The sequence below is a fragment of the Thalassospira sp. TSL5-1 genome (genome assembly GCF_001907695.1).
Lineage (GTDB): Bacteria > Pseudomonadota > Alphaproteobacteria > Rhodospirillales > Thalassospiraceae > Thalassospira.
The window spans coordinates 1186240-1202662 of record NZ_KV880638.1; the positions used below are offsets into that span (position 1 = coordinate 1186240).

Consider the following 16423-nt stretch of genomic DNA (forward strand, 5'->3'; position numbering starts at 1 on the left):
CCTTACAAAACCGAGATCATGCCGCCATCGGCATAGATGATCTGGCCGTTGACATAATTTGACGCATCGGAACACAGATAGATGGCGGTGCCGATCAGTTCTTCCGGTTTGCCCCAGCGGCGTGCCGGTGTGCGTCCCTTGACCCAGGCGTCAAATTTCGGGTCCGATGTCAGGGCTTCGTTCATATCGGTCAGCATGTAACCCGGGCCGATGGCATTGGCCTGAAGGCCCTGTTCGGCCCATTCGGCGGCCATTGCCTTGGTCAGCATTTTAATGCCGCCCTTGGCAACGGTGTAAGGCGCAACGGTGGCGCGGGCCAGTTCGCTGGTCAGTGATCCGATATTGACGATTTTGCCATGACCGCGTTTGACCATGCGCTTGGCGGCTTCACGGCCGATCATGAAGGCCGATGTCAGGTTTGTGTCGATCACCCGTTGCCAGTCGGCGGTTTCAAGTTCCAGCATCGGTTTGCGAAACTGGATGCCGGCATTGTTGATCAGGATGTCAATTTCGGTCCCGGTCTGGTCAAATGTGTCAAAGGCGGCCTTGATGGCGGCTTCATCGGTGACATCAAACAGAGATGTTTTTACCTTCATCCCGGCAGCCGACATTTCATCCTGTGCGGTTTTAAGGCGCTCGGCATTGGTGCCGTTCAGAATGACGGATGCACCAGCAGCGGCCAGCCCTTCGGCAAAGGCGCGCCCAAGACCACGGGATGACCCGGTGATCAGGGCCGTTTTTCCGGCGAGCGAGAACAGTTCAAGAGACATGGTTCCTCCTGCGATAATCGGTTTTTCAGGCTTTGCTTTCGCGCACGCTCAGGTCGCGGCGTTCAAAGAAGGATTTTTGCAGTTCAAGGCCAAGGCCTGGTCCTTCCATCGGATAAACATAGCCATTTTCGATTTTGGGGACTTCGGTGACAAGTTCGGTGTACCAGCCTTTATAAAAGGCCCGGACACTTTCCTGGATCAGGGTGTTGGGCTGGCTGAAAGACATATGAATGGCGGCCGCAAAGCCGACAGGGCCGATGCAGTCATGCGGGGCAAAGGGCCGATGCCAGGTTTCGGCAAGGGCGGCAATTTTCTTGCCTTCGGTCAAACCGCCGGTCCAGCACAAATCGACCATGACCACATGGGTGGCATCACGGTCAAGCATGTCCTTGTAAGGCCAGCGTGACCCCAGCGTTTCGCTGGCACAGGTCCAAACGTCGGTGGAAGCTGCAAATTCCGCCAGCGCCTGGGGCGAATTCATGCGGATCGGGTCTTCGTACCAGGTGGGATTGAACTGTTCGAGGGTACGGGCGATTTTCTTGGCGGTCGGCAGGTTCCATTGTGAATGGAATTCCACCATGATTTCCATTTTATCGCCAACAGCCTTGCGGATTTCCTCGAACGGGCGGACCGCCTTTTTCATTTGTTCGGCGGTGATGTATTGGCCGCGTGTTTCGGCTGCCATCGGGTCAAACGGCCAGATTTTCATGGCCGTAATACCGGATTCCAGCAGGTTTTCGGCCAGTTCCGCCGGGCGGTTCATAAAGCCATCCAGGTCCTCGTAGGGGCCTTCGGCATCACCCAAATTCCAGTTTGATACCGGCTTGATATTGTTGGTGCGCACATAACGATACCCGGCACAGGTATTGTAAATCCGGATTTTATCCCAGCACTGGCCGCCCAGCATTTGATGAACCGGCAGGCCGCACACCTTGCCAAAGATGTCCCACAGGGCAATGTCGATGGCCGATGCCGCGCGATATTCCGCCCCGGTGGAGGACTGCGCCATTGGCAGATTGACCATTTCCTTGTGCAGGGCTTCGATATGCAGCGGATTTTGCCCGATCAGGCGCCCGGCCAGGGTTTCGTGGATGTGGGCTTCAACCGCACCGGCCCCATAAAATGTTTCCCCAAGTCCTGTAATTCCGGCATCGGTTTCGACATGGACCCAAAGAACGTTGGCAAATTCGGCCACGCGGTAGGTTTTGATGGATGTAATTTTCATTATTTGATCCGAATTCAGGTTATTTGAGAATTTCAGGCAGCCAGAGCGCGACGTTCGGGAAGGCCAGCATCACCACCAGGAAGGCGATCTGAATCAGCATGAACGGCCAGAGCGAGGCAAATATCGTTTGCAGGGTGATTTCGGGCGGGGCGACGCTTTTTAAATAAAAGGCGGCAGGCCCAAAAGGCGGCGACAGGAAGGCAACCTGCATGGTCAGCGAGAACAGGACCCCGAACCAGATCGGGTCATAGCCAAGCTGTACGACAATCGGGACAAAGATGGGAATGGTCAGCAGCAAAATGCCGATCCAGTCCATGAAAAGTCCCAGGATGATAAAGATCGCCATCATCAGCATGATGGTTACAACCGGGGCCACATCCAGCCCGGTGATCATGCCGGTGACATAACGCTGGCCGCCCGACAGGTTATAAACCGCAATCAGGGTGGCGGCACCAAATGTCACCCACAGAATGATCCCGCAGGATTGCAGTGTGCGCGTCAGCGATTGCCACAGCATTTTGATATCCAGCTCACCGCGCAGCGTAATGATGACCAACGTCATGCCCACGGCAATCCCGGCCGCCTCGGTGATCGAGGTAATGCCCCCGTAAATACAGCCAAACACAATCATGATCAGCGCAAACAAAGGCAGAATGCCACGCAGGAAATCCCGGCGGGAGAACGGGGCGGTTTTTTCAGCTGGTTTGGGGGTCAGATTGGGATTGAGCGTGCAACGGATAAAGATATAGGCAAAATAGGCACTTGCCAGCGCAAAGCCGGGAATGAAAGAGGCCAGAAACAGTTTCTGCACCGAGACATCGGCCGTTAGGCCATAGATGATCAGCACGATTGAGGGCGGGACCATCGTACCAAGCGAGCCGCCGGCACAAATGATGCCAATCGAGAGTTTGCGGTCATATTGCAGGCGCATCATTTGCGGCAATGCAATCAGACCGAGCAGGACAATTTCCCCGCCGATAATGCCGCTGATGGCGGCCATAAAGACCGAAATGATCAGGGTGACGGTGGCAACACCGCCTTTGAGATGACCAAATATCTTGAACAGCGCGTCATAAAGGTCCTGGGCCAGGCTGGAACGTTCCAGCAGGGTCGCCATCAGAATGAATAATGGCACCGACAGCAGGGAATATTCCGTTGCCAGCCCGTAAATGGTTTTATGGGCGAGCGCGATGACATTGGGGCCGAATTTGAAATAACTGACAAGGACGGCCAGTGACCCTGCGGCGAATGACAGCGGAACGCCAATTGCCATCAGCAGGAACACGCCCCCGACAAGAATGATGGAGACAAGTTCAATCGACACGGTTGTCCTCCGCGACGGTCTCGGCATTTGCCGGTTGGGAGCCAAGGAATTTTTTAACGCAGTGAATGACGGCGTAAATGGCCATCAGGGCGGCTGTTATGACAATGGCCGGTTTGACTGTTGCCGGAATGGGCGGATTCCAGGCTGACCCATAGGGTTCCCAGTTGATCAGGGCATTCCAGGAACTGGGTGCGCCAAACCACGCAACGCCCAGACAAAAGGTCAGGGTGCAGATCAGCGTGATGAGATCGAATATTCTTTGTAACCAGGAAGGCGAGGCATCGTAGAGCACGGTGATGCGCAAATGCTGTTGGCGCTGCATGGCATAAAGACCGGCTGCCAAAAACACGATGGCCGAAAGCCACAAGGCGAGTTCGTTTGCCCAGATGGTGGGCGATTTGAAGATATACCGGGCGACGACCTCGTAGAAAGTCACGCCGACAATGACCAATAGAAGAATTGAAAACAGTGCGACAATGAATTGGAAGCTGTACACACTTTTGGGGGTTGCTTGCATTTTGACCTCCAGTTTGTCTCCCCGGGAGGACGATCCTCCCGGGGTGTTTTTCCAACTAAAGGTCAGTCGAGGATGCCGATTTTCTTCATGTAAGCGACATGGGAATCATAGGCTTCTTTGGCTTCGGGGCTTCTGGTTGCCCATTCAGCCCAGACTTTGCGTGCGGCCTCGCGGAATTTTTTCCGGTCTTCCGTGCTCCAGTCTTCAAGAACGATGCCCTGTTTGGTCAGTTCAGCAGCGGCTTTCTGGTCGGCCTCGGTTGACTCCTTGATGACTTCGGGGTCAATGGTGGCAATGGCTTTTTCCAATGCAGCGTGCTGTGCGTCGCTCATGGCTTTCCATTTATCGAGATTGACCGTGATATGTTCGATCGGCATCGAATGGAAACCGGGATAGGTCGCGTATTTGGCAATGTCATACAGGCCCAGTCCCTTGTTTACCGCAAGGGTCGAGGCATCTGCCCCCGAAACCGTACCCGCCGACATGGCGGTGAACACTTCGCCAAATGGCATCACAACCGGGCCCGCACCCAGTTTTTCAAAAATTTCAGATTCCATGCCGGGCGGTGAACGGAATTTCCAGCCCTTCAGGTCCGCGATGCCCTTAAGCGGCGTGGTCGAGCTTAAGGCCTCTGGCGTGGCTACAAAAACACCGATCAGGTGCATGTTGTATTTTTCGTAAAGTGTATTTGCCAGCTTGAGGCCGCCATCGGCATACCAGCCCAAAAGCTGTTCGGGCTTGCTGTATCCGCCCATGATGTCGCCGTAAAACTGAAAGGCGGGGTTCTTGCCCGTGATGTAACCCGCTCCGGTCGCATCCCCGTCAATGATGCCCATGCTTGCGGCTTCAAATGCTTCGCTGGCATTCACAACCGACGAGCTGGTGTGCATTTCGATCTGGATGGTATTGTTGGAATATTCCTTTGCCAGTTCTGCAAAGCGCAACAGGGCCTTGCCCTGCAAGGATGTGGCGGCATGATGGGTCTGGAATTGCAACTGCATGGTTTCATCTGCGAAAGCATGGGTTGCCGATAAGGCCATGAAACTTGTTGCTGTCAGTGTGGCCAGAATTTTTGTTAGTTTTTTCATATCTTTGGTTCCTCCCTTATTTGATATTTTGTGATATTTCACGGAACATCAGTACCATGACTTGCCAAAAGGCTTCAACAGGTTTTGCTTTCCCAGTTGGGGTAAAATGTATATACCTTATTGAATAACAACAAAAATATTGTGAATTTTTTGAAATTGCAGAGAGAAATAATGGCGCTGAAACAGGAAGATAAGGTGTTTTCAGGCGGTGGTTCCGACCTTGGCAAGGCCGGTGCGGCAGGGGGCAAAAACCTGAACGAGGTTGCCTATAATACGCTTGAAGAACTCATCGTGACCTGTGAATTACAGCCGGGCAGTTTTTTGCGGATTCAGGATTTGCAAACTGCAACCGGCATTAGCCGAACGCCTGTGCACCAGGCCGTTACGCGCCTGGCCGCGGATACGCTGATGATCATTCAGCCGCGTCAGGGCATCCAGATTGCGCCGATTGATTTAACCCGCACCCATTTGTTGCTTCGTCTTCGACGCGATATGGAGCGATTCGTGGTTTCCCTGGCCAGCGAGCGTGCCAGTACGTCTCATAGAAGCCAGATGCGCCATTTGATCGGGCTTTTGTCACGGCACCGCGACGATATGACAATTGTGGAATTTAACGAATTTGACCGGCGTATTGACCAGATCATGCTCGGGGCCTGCGGCGAGCCTTTCCTGGAATATACCCTGCGTCCGTTACATACGATTTTCCGCCGTCTTGGCTGGATCTATCATACCCAGACTGATCAAGGGGCGTCTTTGGATCTGACGATAGACAGTCACCTTGACGTGCTAAATGCGGTTGTTGGCGGGCAAAAGGATGCGGCGTTAATCGCGTCTGACAGGTTGATTGATTTTGTCGATGCCATGTTCCCCATTCTTGAAGCCGGCATTGCGCCCAGCATCTTTGATGTTACACAGGACTTCGACCCGTTCTGATCGGAGAGGGCAGGCCTGAGCTAACCCGAAATGGGTTTTGCAATTTGGTTTGATGTTTTGTGAAATATCAGAAAATATCAAAATGAAATTAATGATAACCAAATATGGGAGGAATCGTGAAAGTTGTTTTTCATGGCGCGAATGCGTCCACTTTCTACCCCGGCTTTGCTGAGCTGCTGGATGATCAACATGATCTGATCCTGTTGGATGATGCTCTGACAGACCCGGCAGATCAGCAGGCCTATGAGAATGCCGATGTTATTATTGGCATCAAATTCAACGGCGACATGCCCAAACCGGCCAAGCTGAAGCTTTATCAGGTACCCGGTGCCGGATATGACGGGATCGCGACGGCGGAGCTATCGGAAGATACCCATCTTTGTAACTGTTTTGGTCATGAAATCGCGATTGCGGAATATGCAATGGCCGCCTTGTTGTCGCGCCATGTGCCGCTTGCCGATGCCGACCAGCGTTTGCGCAAGGGGGACTGGAAATATTGGGCCGGTGGACCGTCTGGCGTTAGAACGGAGCTTGGTGACACCACGATTGGCATTCTTGGTTACGGGCATATCGGCAAAGAAATTGCCCGGCGCGCCAAGGGCTTTGGCATGACGGTGCATGCGGCCAACCGTTCAGAAATTAATGACCCGGCGGTGGTTGATCAGTGTTATGCACTGCGCGACTTTGGCAAAATGCTGCCGCATGTGGATGTTGTGGTAAATACCTTGCCATTGGCAACAGGTACGGTTGGGCTGATTGACGCCGGTGCCTTTGCACATATGCAGGCACATGCTGTTTTCATGAATGTTGGCCGGGGCGGCGTTGTTGACGAAGATGCCCTGTATACGGCCCTGAAAAATAACCAGATCGCACATGCTTTTATCGATACCTGGTATATCTACCCCAATGCGCCAACGGCTGTTACCCAGCCGTCGAAACATCCTTTTTCGGATCTCGCGAATATTACCATGACGCCGCATATGTCGGGCTGGACGCACGGCACGATTGAACGCCGTAAAAAGGCGATGGCAAACAATATCAACCTGATTGCCCAAGGGCAGGTGCCGATTAATCTGATTGCCAAATAATAGTCCGTGCCTGATCATGGTTCGAGGGCTTGATTTCGGCGTGTCTCGATCTGTGCGTCAGACAGCATGTTCTAAATCCCTCCGGTCTGTTTGATGCAGCCGGAGGGATTTTTTGTATCGGCAAGACGATTTTGATAGCTGCCTACCCGTACTTATGGCTGGTCAAAATGACGGAAAATGGCTTTATCACACCGCTGGTTTTAACCTGACTTTATGGCGCGGCCTTGCCGGTTTTCCTGAAAAAAGATTTCGGTTCAGTTGCTTGACTTTGTCCCAGTTGCGATTGTATGAACTTTGCGTAAAGTTTCATACAATTTTATACGATTGGGGCGCGTGATTAATGTGGGATCGTATCGCAAGACGGGTCTGTCTGTTCTGTTCGGTGCTTGCCGTTTCGATGGTGGGGGTACAGCCGGGTTTTGCCGGGCCAGTCCTGAATTTTTCCTGGCCGCAAAATGTGGGGCCGCTGAACCCGCATCTTTATTCGCCCAATCAGATGTTCGCCCAAAACATGGTCTACGAACCATTGGTAAAATATCGTGCCGATGGAACGGTGGGCCCGTGGCTGGCGCAAAGCTGGCAGGTATCGGATGATGGCCGTTCCTATCATTTCAGGCTGCGCCAGGATGTCACCTTCTCGAATGGGGAGGCGTTTGATGCGGTAGCCGTGGTTGCTAATTTTGACGCTGTGCTGGCCAATCGCGCGCGCCATGCGTGGCTGGAGCTGGCCAACCAGATTGTCGATGTCACCGCTAGTGACGCATATGACGTTACCCTGACTTTAAAGGACCCGTATTATCCGGTCTTGCAGGAACTGGCCTTGCCGCGTCCGTTTCGCTTCATTGCCCCGTCGCAATTCATTGATGGTGGCACGAAGAACGGTATCAAACAGCCGATAGGTACCGGGCCGTGGATATTGCACGAAACCCGTTTGGGGGAGGACGATGTTTTTGTCCGTAATGACCATTATTGGGGCCCAAAGCCATCGTATCAACAAATCACGGTCAAGGTTATTCCTGATCCAAATAGCCGGGCGGTTGCCTTTGAAACCGGTCAGATCGACCTGATTTACGGTACGGATGGCCCGATTTCGCCCGATACCTTTGAACGGTTTCGCACATCAGGGCGCTACTTTGCCGAATTATCCGCCCCGTTTGAAAGCCAGATGCTGGCACTAAACACCAACCGTGGACCAACCCGCGACCGGGCGGTGCGCCTTGCCATTAATCATGCGGTGAACAAGGATTTGATCATCGACAAGGTTCTGTATGGCACGCAGAAACGGGCCGATACCCTGTTTGCCCCCAATGTGCCTTATGCCGATATTGGCTTGAAACCTTATGAATTCGATCCCAAGCAGGCTTCGGCGTTGCTGGACCAGGGCGGCTGGGTCCTGCCTGAAGGTGGGAAAATCCGGATCAAGGATGGCAAGCCGCTTCAGATTGATCTGTCCTTTGTCGGTACCGATGCGGTTGCCAAATCCATTGCCGAAATTGTGCAGGCGGATTTGCGCAAGGTCGGCATTGATGTTGCCTTGATTGGCGAGGAAGAAAGCAGCATCTATGCCCGCCAGCGTGATGGCCGGTTTGGCATGATCTTTAACCGCACATGGGGCGCACCCTATGATCCACATGCCTTTGTCAGTTCCATGCGTGTGCCTTCCCATGCCGATTATCAGGCCCAGCTTGGCCTGCCGGACAAGGCAAAGATTGATGCCGAAATTTCGCAGGTTTTGATCGAGACGGACGCGCAAAAACGCCGTGCGCTGTATCGCGATATTTTAACGCGCCTGCATGACGAAGCGGTTTATTTGCCACTGACCTATGTGACGGCGGTGGCTGTTGCCAAACCGGAACTGGGCCACATCCCTTTCGGGGCGATGGCCAGCGAAATTCCCTTTGAAAAACTGGTTCCCGCCGCGCCATGACAATGATTCGTTTTACCCTCAAGCGCCTTTTGTTTTTGATTCCGATGCTGTTTGTGGCTTCGGTGGCGATCTTTTTGATGTTGCGTTTGGGACCAAGCGACCCGGCGATGGATTATCTGCGCTTATCCCGCGTGCCGCCAACGCCCCAGGCGCTGGAAAATGCGCGGCAGATGCTGGGCCTCGATTTGCCAATTACGGTTCAGTATTTTACCTGGCTGGGTAATGCCCTGCATCTTGATTTCGGCGTATCCTATGCACTTCAGCGCCCGGTTTTGGCTGATATTCTGCATTACCTGCCCGCAACCCTGGAGCTTGCCGGTGTCGCGCTGCTGTTAACGCTGGCGGTGTCGATCCCGCTTGGCATGTGGGCGGCGCGCCATCGCGATGGTCTGCCCGATCAGTTTGTGCGGCTGGTGGCGTTTTTGGGGGTATCGATGCCAAATTTCTGGCTTGGCTTCCTGCTGGTATGGTTACTGTCCATCGAACTGGGCTGGTTGCCGCCAATGGGGCGCGGTAGCGCCAGCCAATTGATCATGCCTGCCCTTGCGATTGCCTTTATGTCCCTGTCCATCAATGCCCGGCTGTTGCGGGCCAGCATGCTCGAAGTGGCGGGGCAGCGGCATGTTTATTATGCGCGCCTGCGCGGGCTGGGCGCGGGACGTGTTGAACGGTCGCACATATTGCGCAACGCCCTTTTGCCGATTGTGACGGCAACCGGCATGCATGTAGGCGAATTGATTGGTGGCACCCTGATTATTGAAAGCATTTTTGGCTGGCCGGGTGTGGGCCGTTATGCTGTTTCGGCGATTTTCAATCGCGATTATCCGGTGATTCAGTGCTTTACCCTGATGATGCTGCTGGTGTTCGTTCTATGCAACCTGATGGTTGATATTGTGTATGCGTGGCTTGATCCCCGGATCCGTCTGGGTGTGGAGGAAAAGGCATGATCAGCATCGCACAACAACGTAACCGCACGCTGGCGGCAACATTCACCTTTTTGGGCAATGCAAGCGGGCTGGTCAAGGTTTCGGCTTTTCTGGTGCTGGCCCTGGCGGTGCTGGCGGTATTTGGTCCCTGGATCATGCCGTTTGATCCCAACGAGGTTGATTTAACCAATCGCTTGCTGGCACCGGATGCGGCGCATTGGCTGGGTACGGATCATCTTGGCCGCGATATTTTATCACGCCTGATGGCTGGAACGCGGGTATCGCTGGGCTCGGTCGCAATCTCTCTTGTCGTGATCATGACGCTGGGCATTCTGGTGGGTGGGGCCGCGGGTTTTCTGGGTGGGCGTGCGGATCAGTTGATCATGCGTGTGACCGACATTTTTATGACTTTTCCCACCCTGGTGCTGTCCCTGTTCATGATTGGCATGTTGGGAACCGGGCTTGTCAATGTGATTGTCGCAATCGCCCTGTCGCACTGGGCCTGGTATGCGCGCATCGTGCGCAGCATCGTCATGTCGCTGCGGCATCGGGAATATATTCTGGCCTCCCGGCTGGCCGGCGCGGGGCGGGTTCGGATTTTCATCGAACATCTTTTGCCCGCCACCCTGTCGCAGTTGCTGGTGCTGGCAACGCTGGATATCGGGCATATTATGTTGCATGTGGCGGGGCTGTCGTTTTTGGGGCTGGGCGTGATGCCCCCCACGCCGGAATGGGGGGTGATGATCAACGATGCCCGGCAATTCATCTGGACCCAGCCGCTTTTGATGCTCTGGCCCGGCCTGGCCCTGTTTGCAAGCGTCATGGCGTTTAACGTTATTGGTGATGCGGTGCGGGACCGGCTTGATCCCCACCTGCGCGAGGAGCATATCCATTGATGGCGCCGACAATTCTTTCGATTTCGGATTTAACGGTCACAACACAAAAGCATGGCACAACCTGCAAACTGGTTGATGACCTGTCACTGGATATTACATCGGGCCGGGTTTTGGCGCTGGTGGGGGCCAGCGGGTCGGGAAAATCGCTAAGCTGTGCAGCATGTCTGGATGTGTTGCCAGCAGGGGTGACGCGGCAATCAGGCCAGGTGAGGCTGGATGGCCAGGGCATTGATTTCGCCGCCCTGCGTGGAAGGATCGTCAGTTCGATCATGCAAAATCCGCGCAGCGCCTTTAACCCGGTCATGACCATGAAGGCCCATGCGCGCGAAACCCTAAAGGCACTTGGCCTGCCTCGGGAAGCCGGGAATGCACGTATTATTGAGGCCTTCCGCGATGTGGGGCTGGAAGAGCCCGAACGTATCCTTAACCTGCATCCCTTCGAGATGAGCGGCGGCATGTTGCAACGGGTGATGATCGCAATGGCGCTTTTGGGGGACCCGCCGTTTCTGTTCGCCGATGAACCGACAACCGACCTCGACCTTGTGGTGCAAAAACATATCCTTGATTTGCTGGAACGGGTGGTGACGCGTCGCGGGACGGGCATTTTGCTTGTGACCCACGATATGGGCGTGGTTGCGCGGCTGGCCGATGACGTGGCCGTGATTGATGCCGGAAAAATCGTTGAACAGGCACCGGTCCATCAGGTGTTTGAACGGCCATCCCATCGGGTCACGCGCAATCTGGTTGCGGCCCATTTGTCACTCTACGGGCTGGAGGTTTCCTGATGTCCCTGTTATCTGCCCACACTGTTTCGCATGGTTATCGCCGTTTTTCATTGCTGGGGCCGTCGCATTATCAACCGGTGTTGAATGATGTGTCGATGAACATTGAAAGGGGTGAAACCCTTGCCCTTTTGGGGCGCAGCGGATGCGGCAAAAGCACGCTCGCCCGGTTGTTGATTGGCCTGGAAAACCCAACCCGTGGCGAGGTCCGGTTTGAGGGGAAACCGTTAAACAGCCTGTCGCAGGCCGACCAACGGGCACTGCGTTGTGCCGTGCAAATGGTGTTTCAGGATTCCATTTCGGCCGTAAACCCGCGAAAAACAGTGGGCGAAATTATTGCCGAACCGCTGCGCCATTTAACCGATATGACGGCGGAACAGCAAAACAGGCGGGTTGCGGCGTTACTGGAATCGGTTGAGTTATCGGCCGGGGATGCACAAAAACACCCCGCCGCGATGAGCGGCGGGCAGCTCCAGCGTGTTTGTATTGCCCGTGCGCTGGCCCCGAAACCGTCGCTTGTTATTTTGGACGAGGCCGTGTCCAACCTTGATCTTTTGTTGCAGATACAAACCCTGGATCTGTTGCGCGGGCTACAGGAAAAATCCGGCGTGTCATTTCTGTTTATTACCCATGATTTGCGCCTTGTGGAACGGTTCTGTTCGCGTGTCATGGTGATGGACGGTGGCAGGATTGTTGAGGAAACGGCTGTTTATGGGCGGGTACGTTTAGAACATCCTGCAAGCAAACAGTTGCAGGACGCCATTCTTCCGGCCTGGCCTAAAGGCTATGTAAATCCGGCTCGTGTTGGCAAAACCGACAGGCAGCCGATGGTTGCAAATTTGTGATTGCAACGAAGAATGCTGGTTTTCTGATGGGGCTTGTTTCCGCGAATTGGAAACAGGTCCCTAAAACCTTATGCCTTTAAAGGTCGCAGCCCAGAATTTCGCGTTCGATGTAATCGGCCCCTTCTTCGCCCTTTAGGCTGCGCCGCCACAGGCGGTTGGTCATTTCGGTATAAAGCTCGATGGCTTCGGGCGCGGCACTGACGGTGGCGACACCCAGGCGGATATTGGCGAAGGTGCCCAAACGGAATGGGCTGACCACCACGCGGGTTTCCGTGCCCTGTTTAAAAAGCTGGAAGGTGGCACCGGGCATGGAATCGACAATGACGCCAACCTGGGTGCCAATCGGCTGATCGCGCAACAGGCGGGCGATGTTTTTGATTTCATTGCGCGCAATGTCGCGGCGAAATTCCAGATCGGCGCGGCTGGGCTCAAAGGTGCCGACAAAGCCGGTGCGCAGGAATTGCGACAGTTCGGCCGCGCACACCAGGCTGACGGTATTGGGCGTGCGTTCGCGAAACGATTTTTTGCGCTGTTTCAGGATCTTCATCAGTGCATCGACATCGCGCAGTGCCGTCGCCCGGTCCGATGCGTCCTCGGGGATGCTTTCGGTCAGAACGGTGGGTAATATTTCGTCAAACCGGTCCGTGGTCAAAAGATAGGATACCGGGTCAAACAACATGCTGATCTGGTCGGCCTGTTCTTCAAGCTGACGCATTCGTTCAAAAAAACTGACGGCAGACCCAATATATTCCACCCCGACACCCAACAGGTTGGGCAGGGTGACATTCAGGCCGTCTGCAATTTTGCCCAGGGTATCAAGCTTGGGAGGATGGCCGCCTTCATAGCGGTAAATGGCAGCACGCGAAACGCCGATCCGTTCTGCCAGTTCCTCGGGCGACATGCCTTTGCCCATGCGAAACGCCTTGATCCGCTGGCCGATATCTTCTCCCGCGATTTCTGCACTCATGTCTTTGTGTCGCATGTTGTTTTGGTAAATCAGAATATCCGACTATAGCGCAAAATCTCAAAAAGTCTCAATTATTAAGATTTTTTTCATAAATCTCTTTTTTGAGAAAATTATTGACTTGTTTGATGAAGCTGGGAAGATGGTCATTCCTTTTCGATCTGTCGATAACCTAATCAGGGGGCATCTAAGAATGACGTTTTCAACACCGGCAAAAGTTTTTGCTGCCGCGTTGTGCATTTCGGGGCTGACCGCGTTTTCCGCGCAGGCCGCAGAGTTTGTTGCAAAGATCGGCCATCTGGAATCGGCGCAGCAAAGCCGTAACATCTATTTGGAAAAAGTTGCCAAGCTGGTGAATGAACGCACCGACGGCAATGTTGAGTTTGAAATCTACCCGCAGGGTCAGCTTGGCAATCAGCGCCAGATGACCGAAGGCACCCAGCTTGGCGTGCTTGAGGCGACGGTTTCCCCGGCGGCTTTCCTGGGCGGGTTTAACCCGGCGGTTTCGGTTCTCGATATTCCCTATCTGATGCCGCAGGATTTCAAGCAGGCACAGGCGATTCGTGACAGCGCGTTTGGCAAGGAACTGCTGGCCTCTTTCTCGTCAAAGGGTGTGGTTGCCATTGGCCTGTGGCCGAACGGCTTTAAGCAGTTCACCTCGAACAAGCCGATTGAAAACTGGAAAGAATTTGCCGGTCAGAAATTCCGCGTGATGGATTCCAACATCCTGATCGAACAGTTCAAGGCAATGGATGCTTCGGCAATTGCCCTGCCGTTTGGTGAACTTTACACCTCGCTTCAGATGGGTGTTGTCGATGGGGAAGAAAACCCGCTCGATACCATCGAACGCATGAAATATTACGAAGTTCAGAAGAACCTTGTTGTTTCCGACCACGGTGCAATGGAAGACGTGATCCTGTTTAACGACGCTTTCTGGAATTCGCTGCCGGAAAACTATCGCAAGGTCATTGTTGAGACCTTCCACGAAGTGATCCCTGACCTGGTCAAGGACAAGGCTGACAAGGTCGCAGCCGCCTTGGAAGTGGTTAAACAGAACGGCATGAATGTGCGTGTTGCGACCCCGGAAGAGCGTAAAGCCCTGCGTGAGGAAGTTTATCCCGCGACCAAGGCTGCTTATGTCGAGCGTGCCGGTGATGAAGGCAAAAAGCTGATCGACCTTTACGAGAAGGCTTACGCCGACGTCGTTGGTAAGTAATCATCCCGTGGCGGCATGGTGCGGTTTTTCGCATTGTGCCGCCATTTTTGTTTTTAAATTTTCCAATCATCGGCACTAGCAATAATCATAAACGATGCCGGGGAGACAGCACATGACGACGCTTTTAAAGGTTCTTAGAACGACCGAGCGTATTTTTCTTGTTACCATCTTTTTGTTGATGGTCGGGCTTTTTACCCTTGGCGTTGTGGTGCGCGAGGTTGCCCCGCAATATTCCAGCGATTTTTCCTGGATCGACGAAGCTGTACAGATGCTTAATCTGTTTCTGGTTTTCTGTGCGCTGGGTTTGGCGCTTGAACGCAAACGGCATGTGGGTGTCACCACGTTTCGCGATTCCCTTTCCCCTGGCAAACGCAAAGTCGTTTTTGCCCTGATCGATCTGACCGGTGTTTTATTTTCGATTTATACCACCCGTCTTGGCATCGAAATGGTGCAGTTTGTGTTTGCATCCGGCCAGCACAGCCCGACATTGAATATTCCAATGGGCTGGATTTATCTGGCACCAACCATCGGGTTTGCCCTTTTGGGCCTGCGTTATGCCCTGAGCCTGTTTGGCGTGATCGACCGTTTCACCCCGGATAATGCCAGTAGCTCCGCCACGCCCGAAAAAGGAGCCGCATGATGCTGATTGCGATTATTGCCGCGACTGTCGTTCTGATGGCGCTTGGCTTTGAAATGCTGCTGGTGCTTGGCCTGCCCACGCTGGCCATCAAGGAAGTTTTTTACGGGCGCCTTCCCGATGTGGTGTTTGTTCAAAAACTGCTGGGCGGTATTAACCATTCAACCCTGCTTGCCATTCCATTTTTCCTGTTTGCCGCCCAGTTGATGGCATCGGGCCAGATCACCCGTCGTTTGATGGGGTTGGTCAGCGCGATGCTGGGGCATACACGCGGTGGTATCGGCCACACTGTTATTGGCGGGTCGATGGCATTTGGGTCGGTGTCCGGTTCGGCTCCGGCAACGGTGGCGGCCCTTGGTGGTATGGTTTACCCGGAATTGCGCAAAAGCGGCTATTCGGAAAAATTCAGCCTGGGCCTGATTGTTTCAAGTGCCGAAACCGCGCTTTTGATTCCGCCCTCGATCACCTTCATTGTGTATGGCTGGATGACGGGCACGTCGGTCGCACAGCTATTTGCCGGTGGCCTTGCCATTGGGGTTGTGCTGGCGCTGATTTTTGCCGCCCTGGTAATGTTTCATGCCTCCCGCCAAAATGTAACTGCCCGCCCGCGTGTGCCCTGGAAACAGCGCATTGATGCTCTGGTCGCGGCTGGCTGGGCGCTGGGCATGCCGTTGATTATTCTGGGTGGTATTTATTCGGGGACATTCACCCCGACCGAAGCCGCCGCCGTCAGCGTGGTTTACGCCATTTTTGTTGAGGCGGCGGTGTATCGCGAACTTGGCTTTCGCAAGCTGGTTGATACTTGCGAAGCCAGTGCCATCTCGACAGCTGTGATTTTTATCCTGCTGGCTTTTGGTGGTGTGCTGTCGTTCTTTGTGACCCTGGCGCATGTTCCGACCGCCATTTCGTCTTTTCTGGCCGCAATTGATGCCGGACCGATCCTGTTTTTGCTGATCCTGAATGTCTGCTTCTTGATTGCCGGCATGTTCATTGATCCCAATTCAGCCCTGCTGATTTTGGTGCCGCCACTGTTTCCGGTTGCGACCAGCCTAGGCATTGATCCGGTACATCTGGGCATGATTGTCACGCTCAATATCAGCCTGGGCATGATCACACCGCCCTTTGGTCTCGATCTGTTTGTGGCGTCATCGACGCTGGATAAGCCCGTGACCAAGATCATTGCCGGGGTTTGGCCCTTTGTGGTGGCGAACCTGATTGCGTTGCTGATCGTCACCTACATTCCGCAGATTTCGCTGTTTATTCCCAACCTGTTATTTAGGTAAGG

Annotated in this window: 16 protein-coding genes; 10 read left to right on the top strand and 6 right to left on the bottom strand. The window is 54.0% G+C overall.

The features are described from left to right. Positions 1 to 2 precede the first annotated feature (2 nt). The 5 genes from LF95_RS15015 to dctP form a co-directional block, all read right to left on the bottom strand. Positions 3 to 770 (bottom strand): SDR family oxidoreductase, encoded by a 768-nt coding sequence (locus LF95_RS15015; protein WP_073955834.1) that lies wholly within the window; start codon positions 768 to 770, stop codon positions 3 to 5. Positions 771 to 795: 25 nt separating this feature from the next. Further along, the gene (locus tag LF95_RS15020; protein ID WP_073955835.1) at positions 796 to 1995 is read right to left on the bottom strand and encodes a mandelate racemase/muconate lactonizing enzyme family protein; all 1200 of its coding nucleotides are present in this window, start codon (positions 1993 to 1995) and stop codon (positions 796 to 798) included. A gap of 19 nt (positions 1996 to 2014) precedes the next feature. After that, positions 2015 to 3319 (bottom strand): TRAP transporter large permease, encoded by a 1305-nt coding sequence (locus tag LF95_RS15025; protein ID WP_083607706.1) that lies wholly within the window; start codon positions 3317 to 3319, stop codon positions 2015 to 2017. Next, the gene (locus LF95_RS15030) at positions 3309 to 3836 is read right to left on the bottom strand and encodes a TRAP transporter small permease subunit (RefSeq protein WP_073955837.1); all 528 of its coding nucleotides are present in this window, start codon (positions 3834 to 3836) and stop codon (positions 3309 to 3311) included. Before LF95_RS15030 ends, LF95_RS15025 begins: the two co-directional genes overlap by 11 nt. Positions 3837 to 3898: 62 nt before the next feature. Continuing rightward, the gene (gene dctP / locus LF95_RS15035; protein ID WP_073955838.1) at positions 3899 to 4924 is read right to left on the bottom strand and encodes a TRAP transporter substrate-binding protein DctP; all 1026 of its coding nucleotides are present in this window, start codon (positions 4922 to 4924) and stop codon (positions 3899 to 3901) included. Positions 4925 to 5095: 171 nt separating this feature from the next. Here dctP and LF95_RS15040 point away from each other — a divergent pair, with 171 nt between their 5' ends. The 7 genes from LF95_RS15040 to nikE all read left to right on the top strand — a co-directional run bounded on the left by LF95_RS15040 (position 5096) and on the right by nikE (position 12321). Further along, a complete protein-coding gene (locus LF95_RS15040) occupies positions 5096 to 5857 on the top strand; it encodes a GntR family transcriptional regulator (RefSeq protein ID WP_073955839.1) in 762 nt (253 codons plus the stop codon). Between the two features lie 116 nt (positions 5858 to 5973). Continuing rightward, positions 5974 to 6945, top strand: a complete 972-nt coding sequence (locus LF95_RS15045) for a 2-hydroxyacid dehydrogenase (protein WP_083607707.1) — start codon at positions 5974 to 5976, stop codon at positions 6943 to 6945. Between the two features lie 340 nt (positions 6946 to 7285). Continuing rightward, a complete protein-coding gene (gene nikA / locus LF95_RS15050) occupies positions 7286 to 8872 on the top strand; it encodes a nickel ABC transporter substrate-binding protein (protein ID WP_073955841.1) in 1587 nt (528 codons plus the stop codon). Then, positions 8869 to 9819, top strand: a complete 951-nt coding sequence (gene nikB, locus LF95_RS15055) for a nickel ABC transporter permease subunit NikB (protein WP_252509777.1) — start codon at positions 8869 to 8871, stop codon at positions 9817 to 9819. The genes nikA and nikB overlap by 4 nt, the downstream gene beginning before the upstream one ends. Continuing rightward, a complete protein-coding gene (gene nikC / locus LF95_RS15060; RefSeq protein ID WP_083607708.1) occupies positions 9816 to 10694 on the top strand; it encodes a nickel ABC transporter permease subunit NikC in 879 nt (292 codons plus the stop codon). Before nikB ends, nikC begins: the two co-directional genes overlap by 4 nt. Next, on the top strand, positions 10694 to 11479 hold the full coding sequence (gene nikD, locus LF95_RS15065; protein ID WP_073955843.1) for a nickel import ATP-binding protein NikD: 786 nt from the start codon (positions 10694 to 10696) through the stop codon (positions 11477 to 11479). The genes nikC and nikD overlap by 1 nt, the downstream gene beginning before the upstream one ends. After that, positions 11476 to 12321 (top strand): nickel import ATP-binding protein NikE, encoded by an 846-nt coding sequence (nikE, locus tag LF95_RS15070; protein ID WP_215905699.1) that lies wholly within the window; start codon positions 11476 to 11478, stop codon positions 12319 to 12321. Before nikD ends, nikE begins: the two co-directional genes overlap by 4 nt. Positions 12322 to 12397: 76 nt before the next feature. Here the strand turns inward: nikE and LF95_RS15075 are convergent, their stop codons facing one another. Continuing rightward, entirely contained in the window at positions 12398 to 13288 is an 891-nt protein-coding gene (locus LF95_RS15075; RefSeq protein WP_073955845.1) for a helix-turn-helix domain-containing protein, read from the bottom strand. Between the two features lie 190 nt (positions 13289 to 13478). On the opposite strand from LF95_RS15075, the gene LF95_RS15080 reads away from it, so the two are divergent. The 3 genes from LF95_RS15080 to LF95_RS15090 all read left to right on the top strand — a co-directional run bounded on the left by LF95_RS15080 (position 13479) and on the right by LF95_RS15090 (position 16421). After that, the gene (locus LF95_RS15080) at positions 13479 to 14501 is read left to right on the top strand and encodes a TRAP transporter substrate-binding protein (RefSeq protein WP_073955846.1); all 1023 of its coding nucleotides are present in this window, start codon (positions 13479 to 13481) and stop codon (positions 14499 to 14501) included. Positions 14502 to 14613: 112 nt separating this feature from the next. Then, positions 14614 to 15141, top strand: coding sequence for a TRAP transporter small permease (locus LF95_RS15085; protein WP_215905688.1), 528 nt, complete (start codon positions 14614 to 14616; stop codon positions 15139 to 15141). After that, positions 15138 to 16421, top strand: coding sequence for a TRAP transporter large permease (locus LF95_RS15090; protein ID WP_083607709.1), 1284 nt, complete (start codon positions 15138 to 15140; stop codon positions 16419 to 16421). Before LF95_RS15085 ends, LF95_RS15090 begins: the two co-directional genes overlap by 4 nt. Positions 16422 to 16423 lie beyond the last annotated feature (2 nt).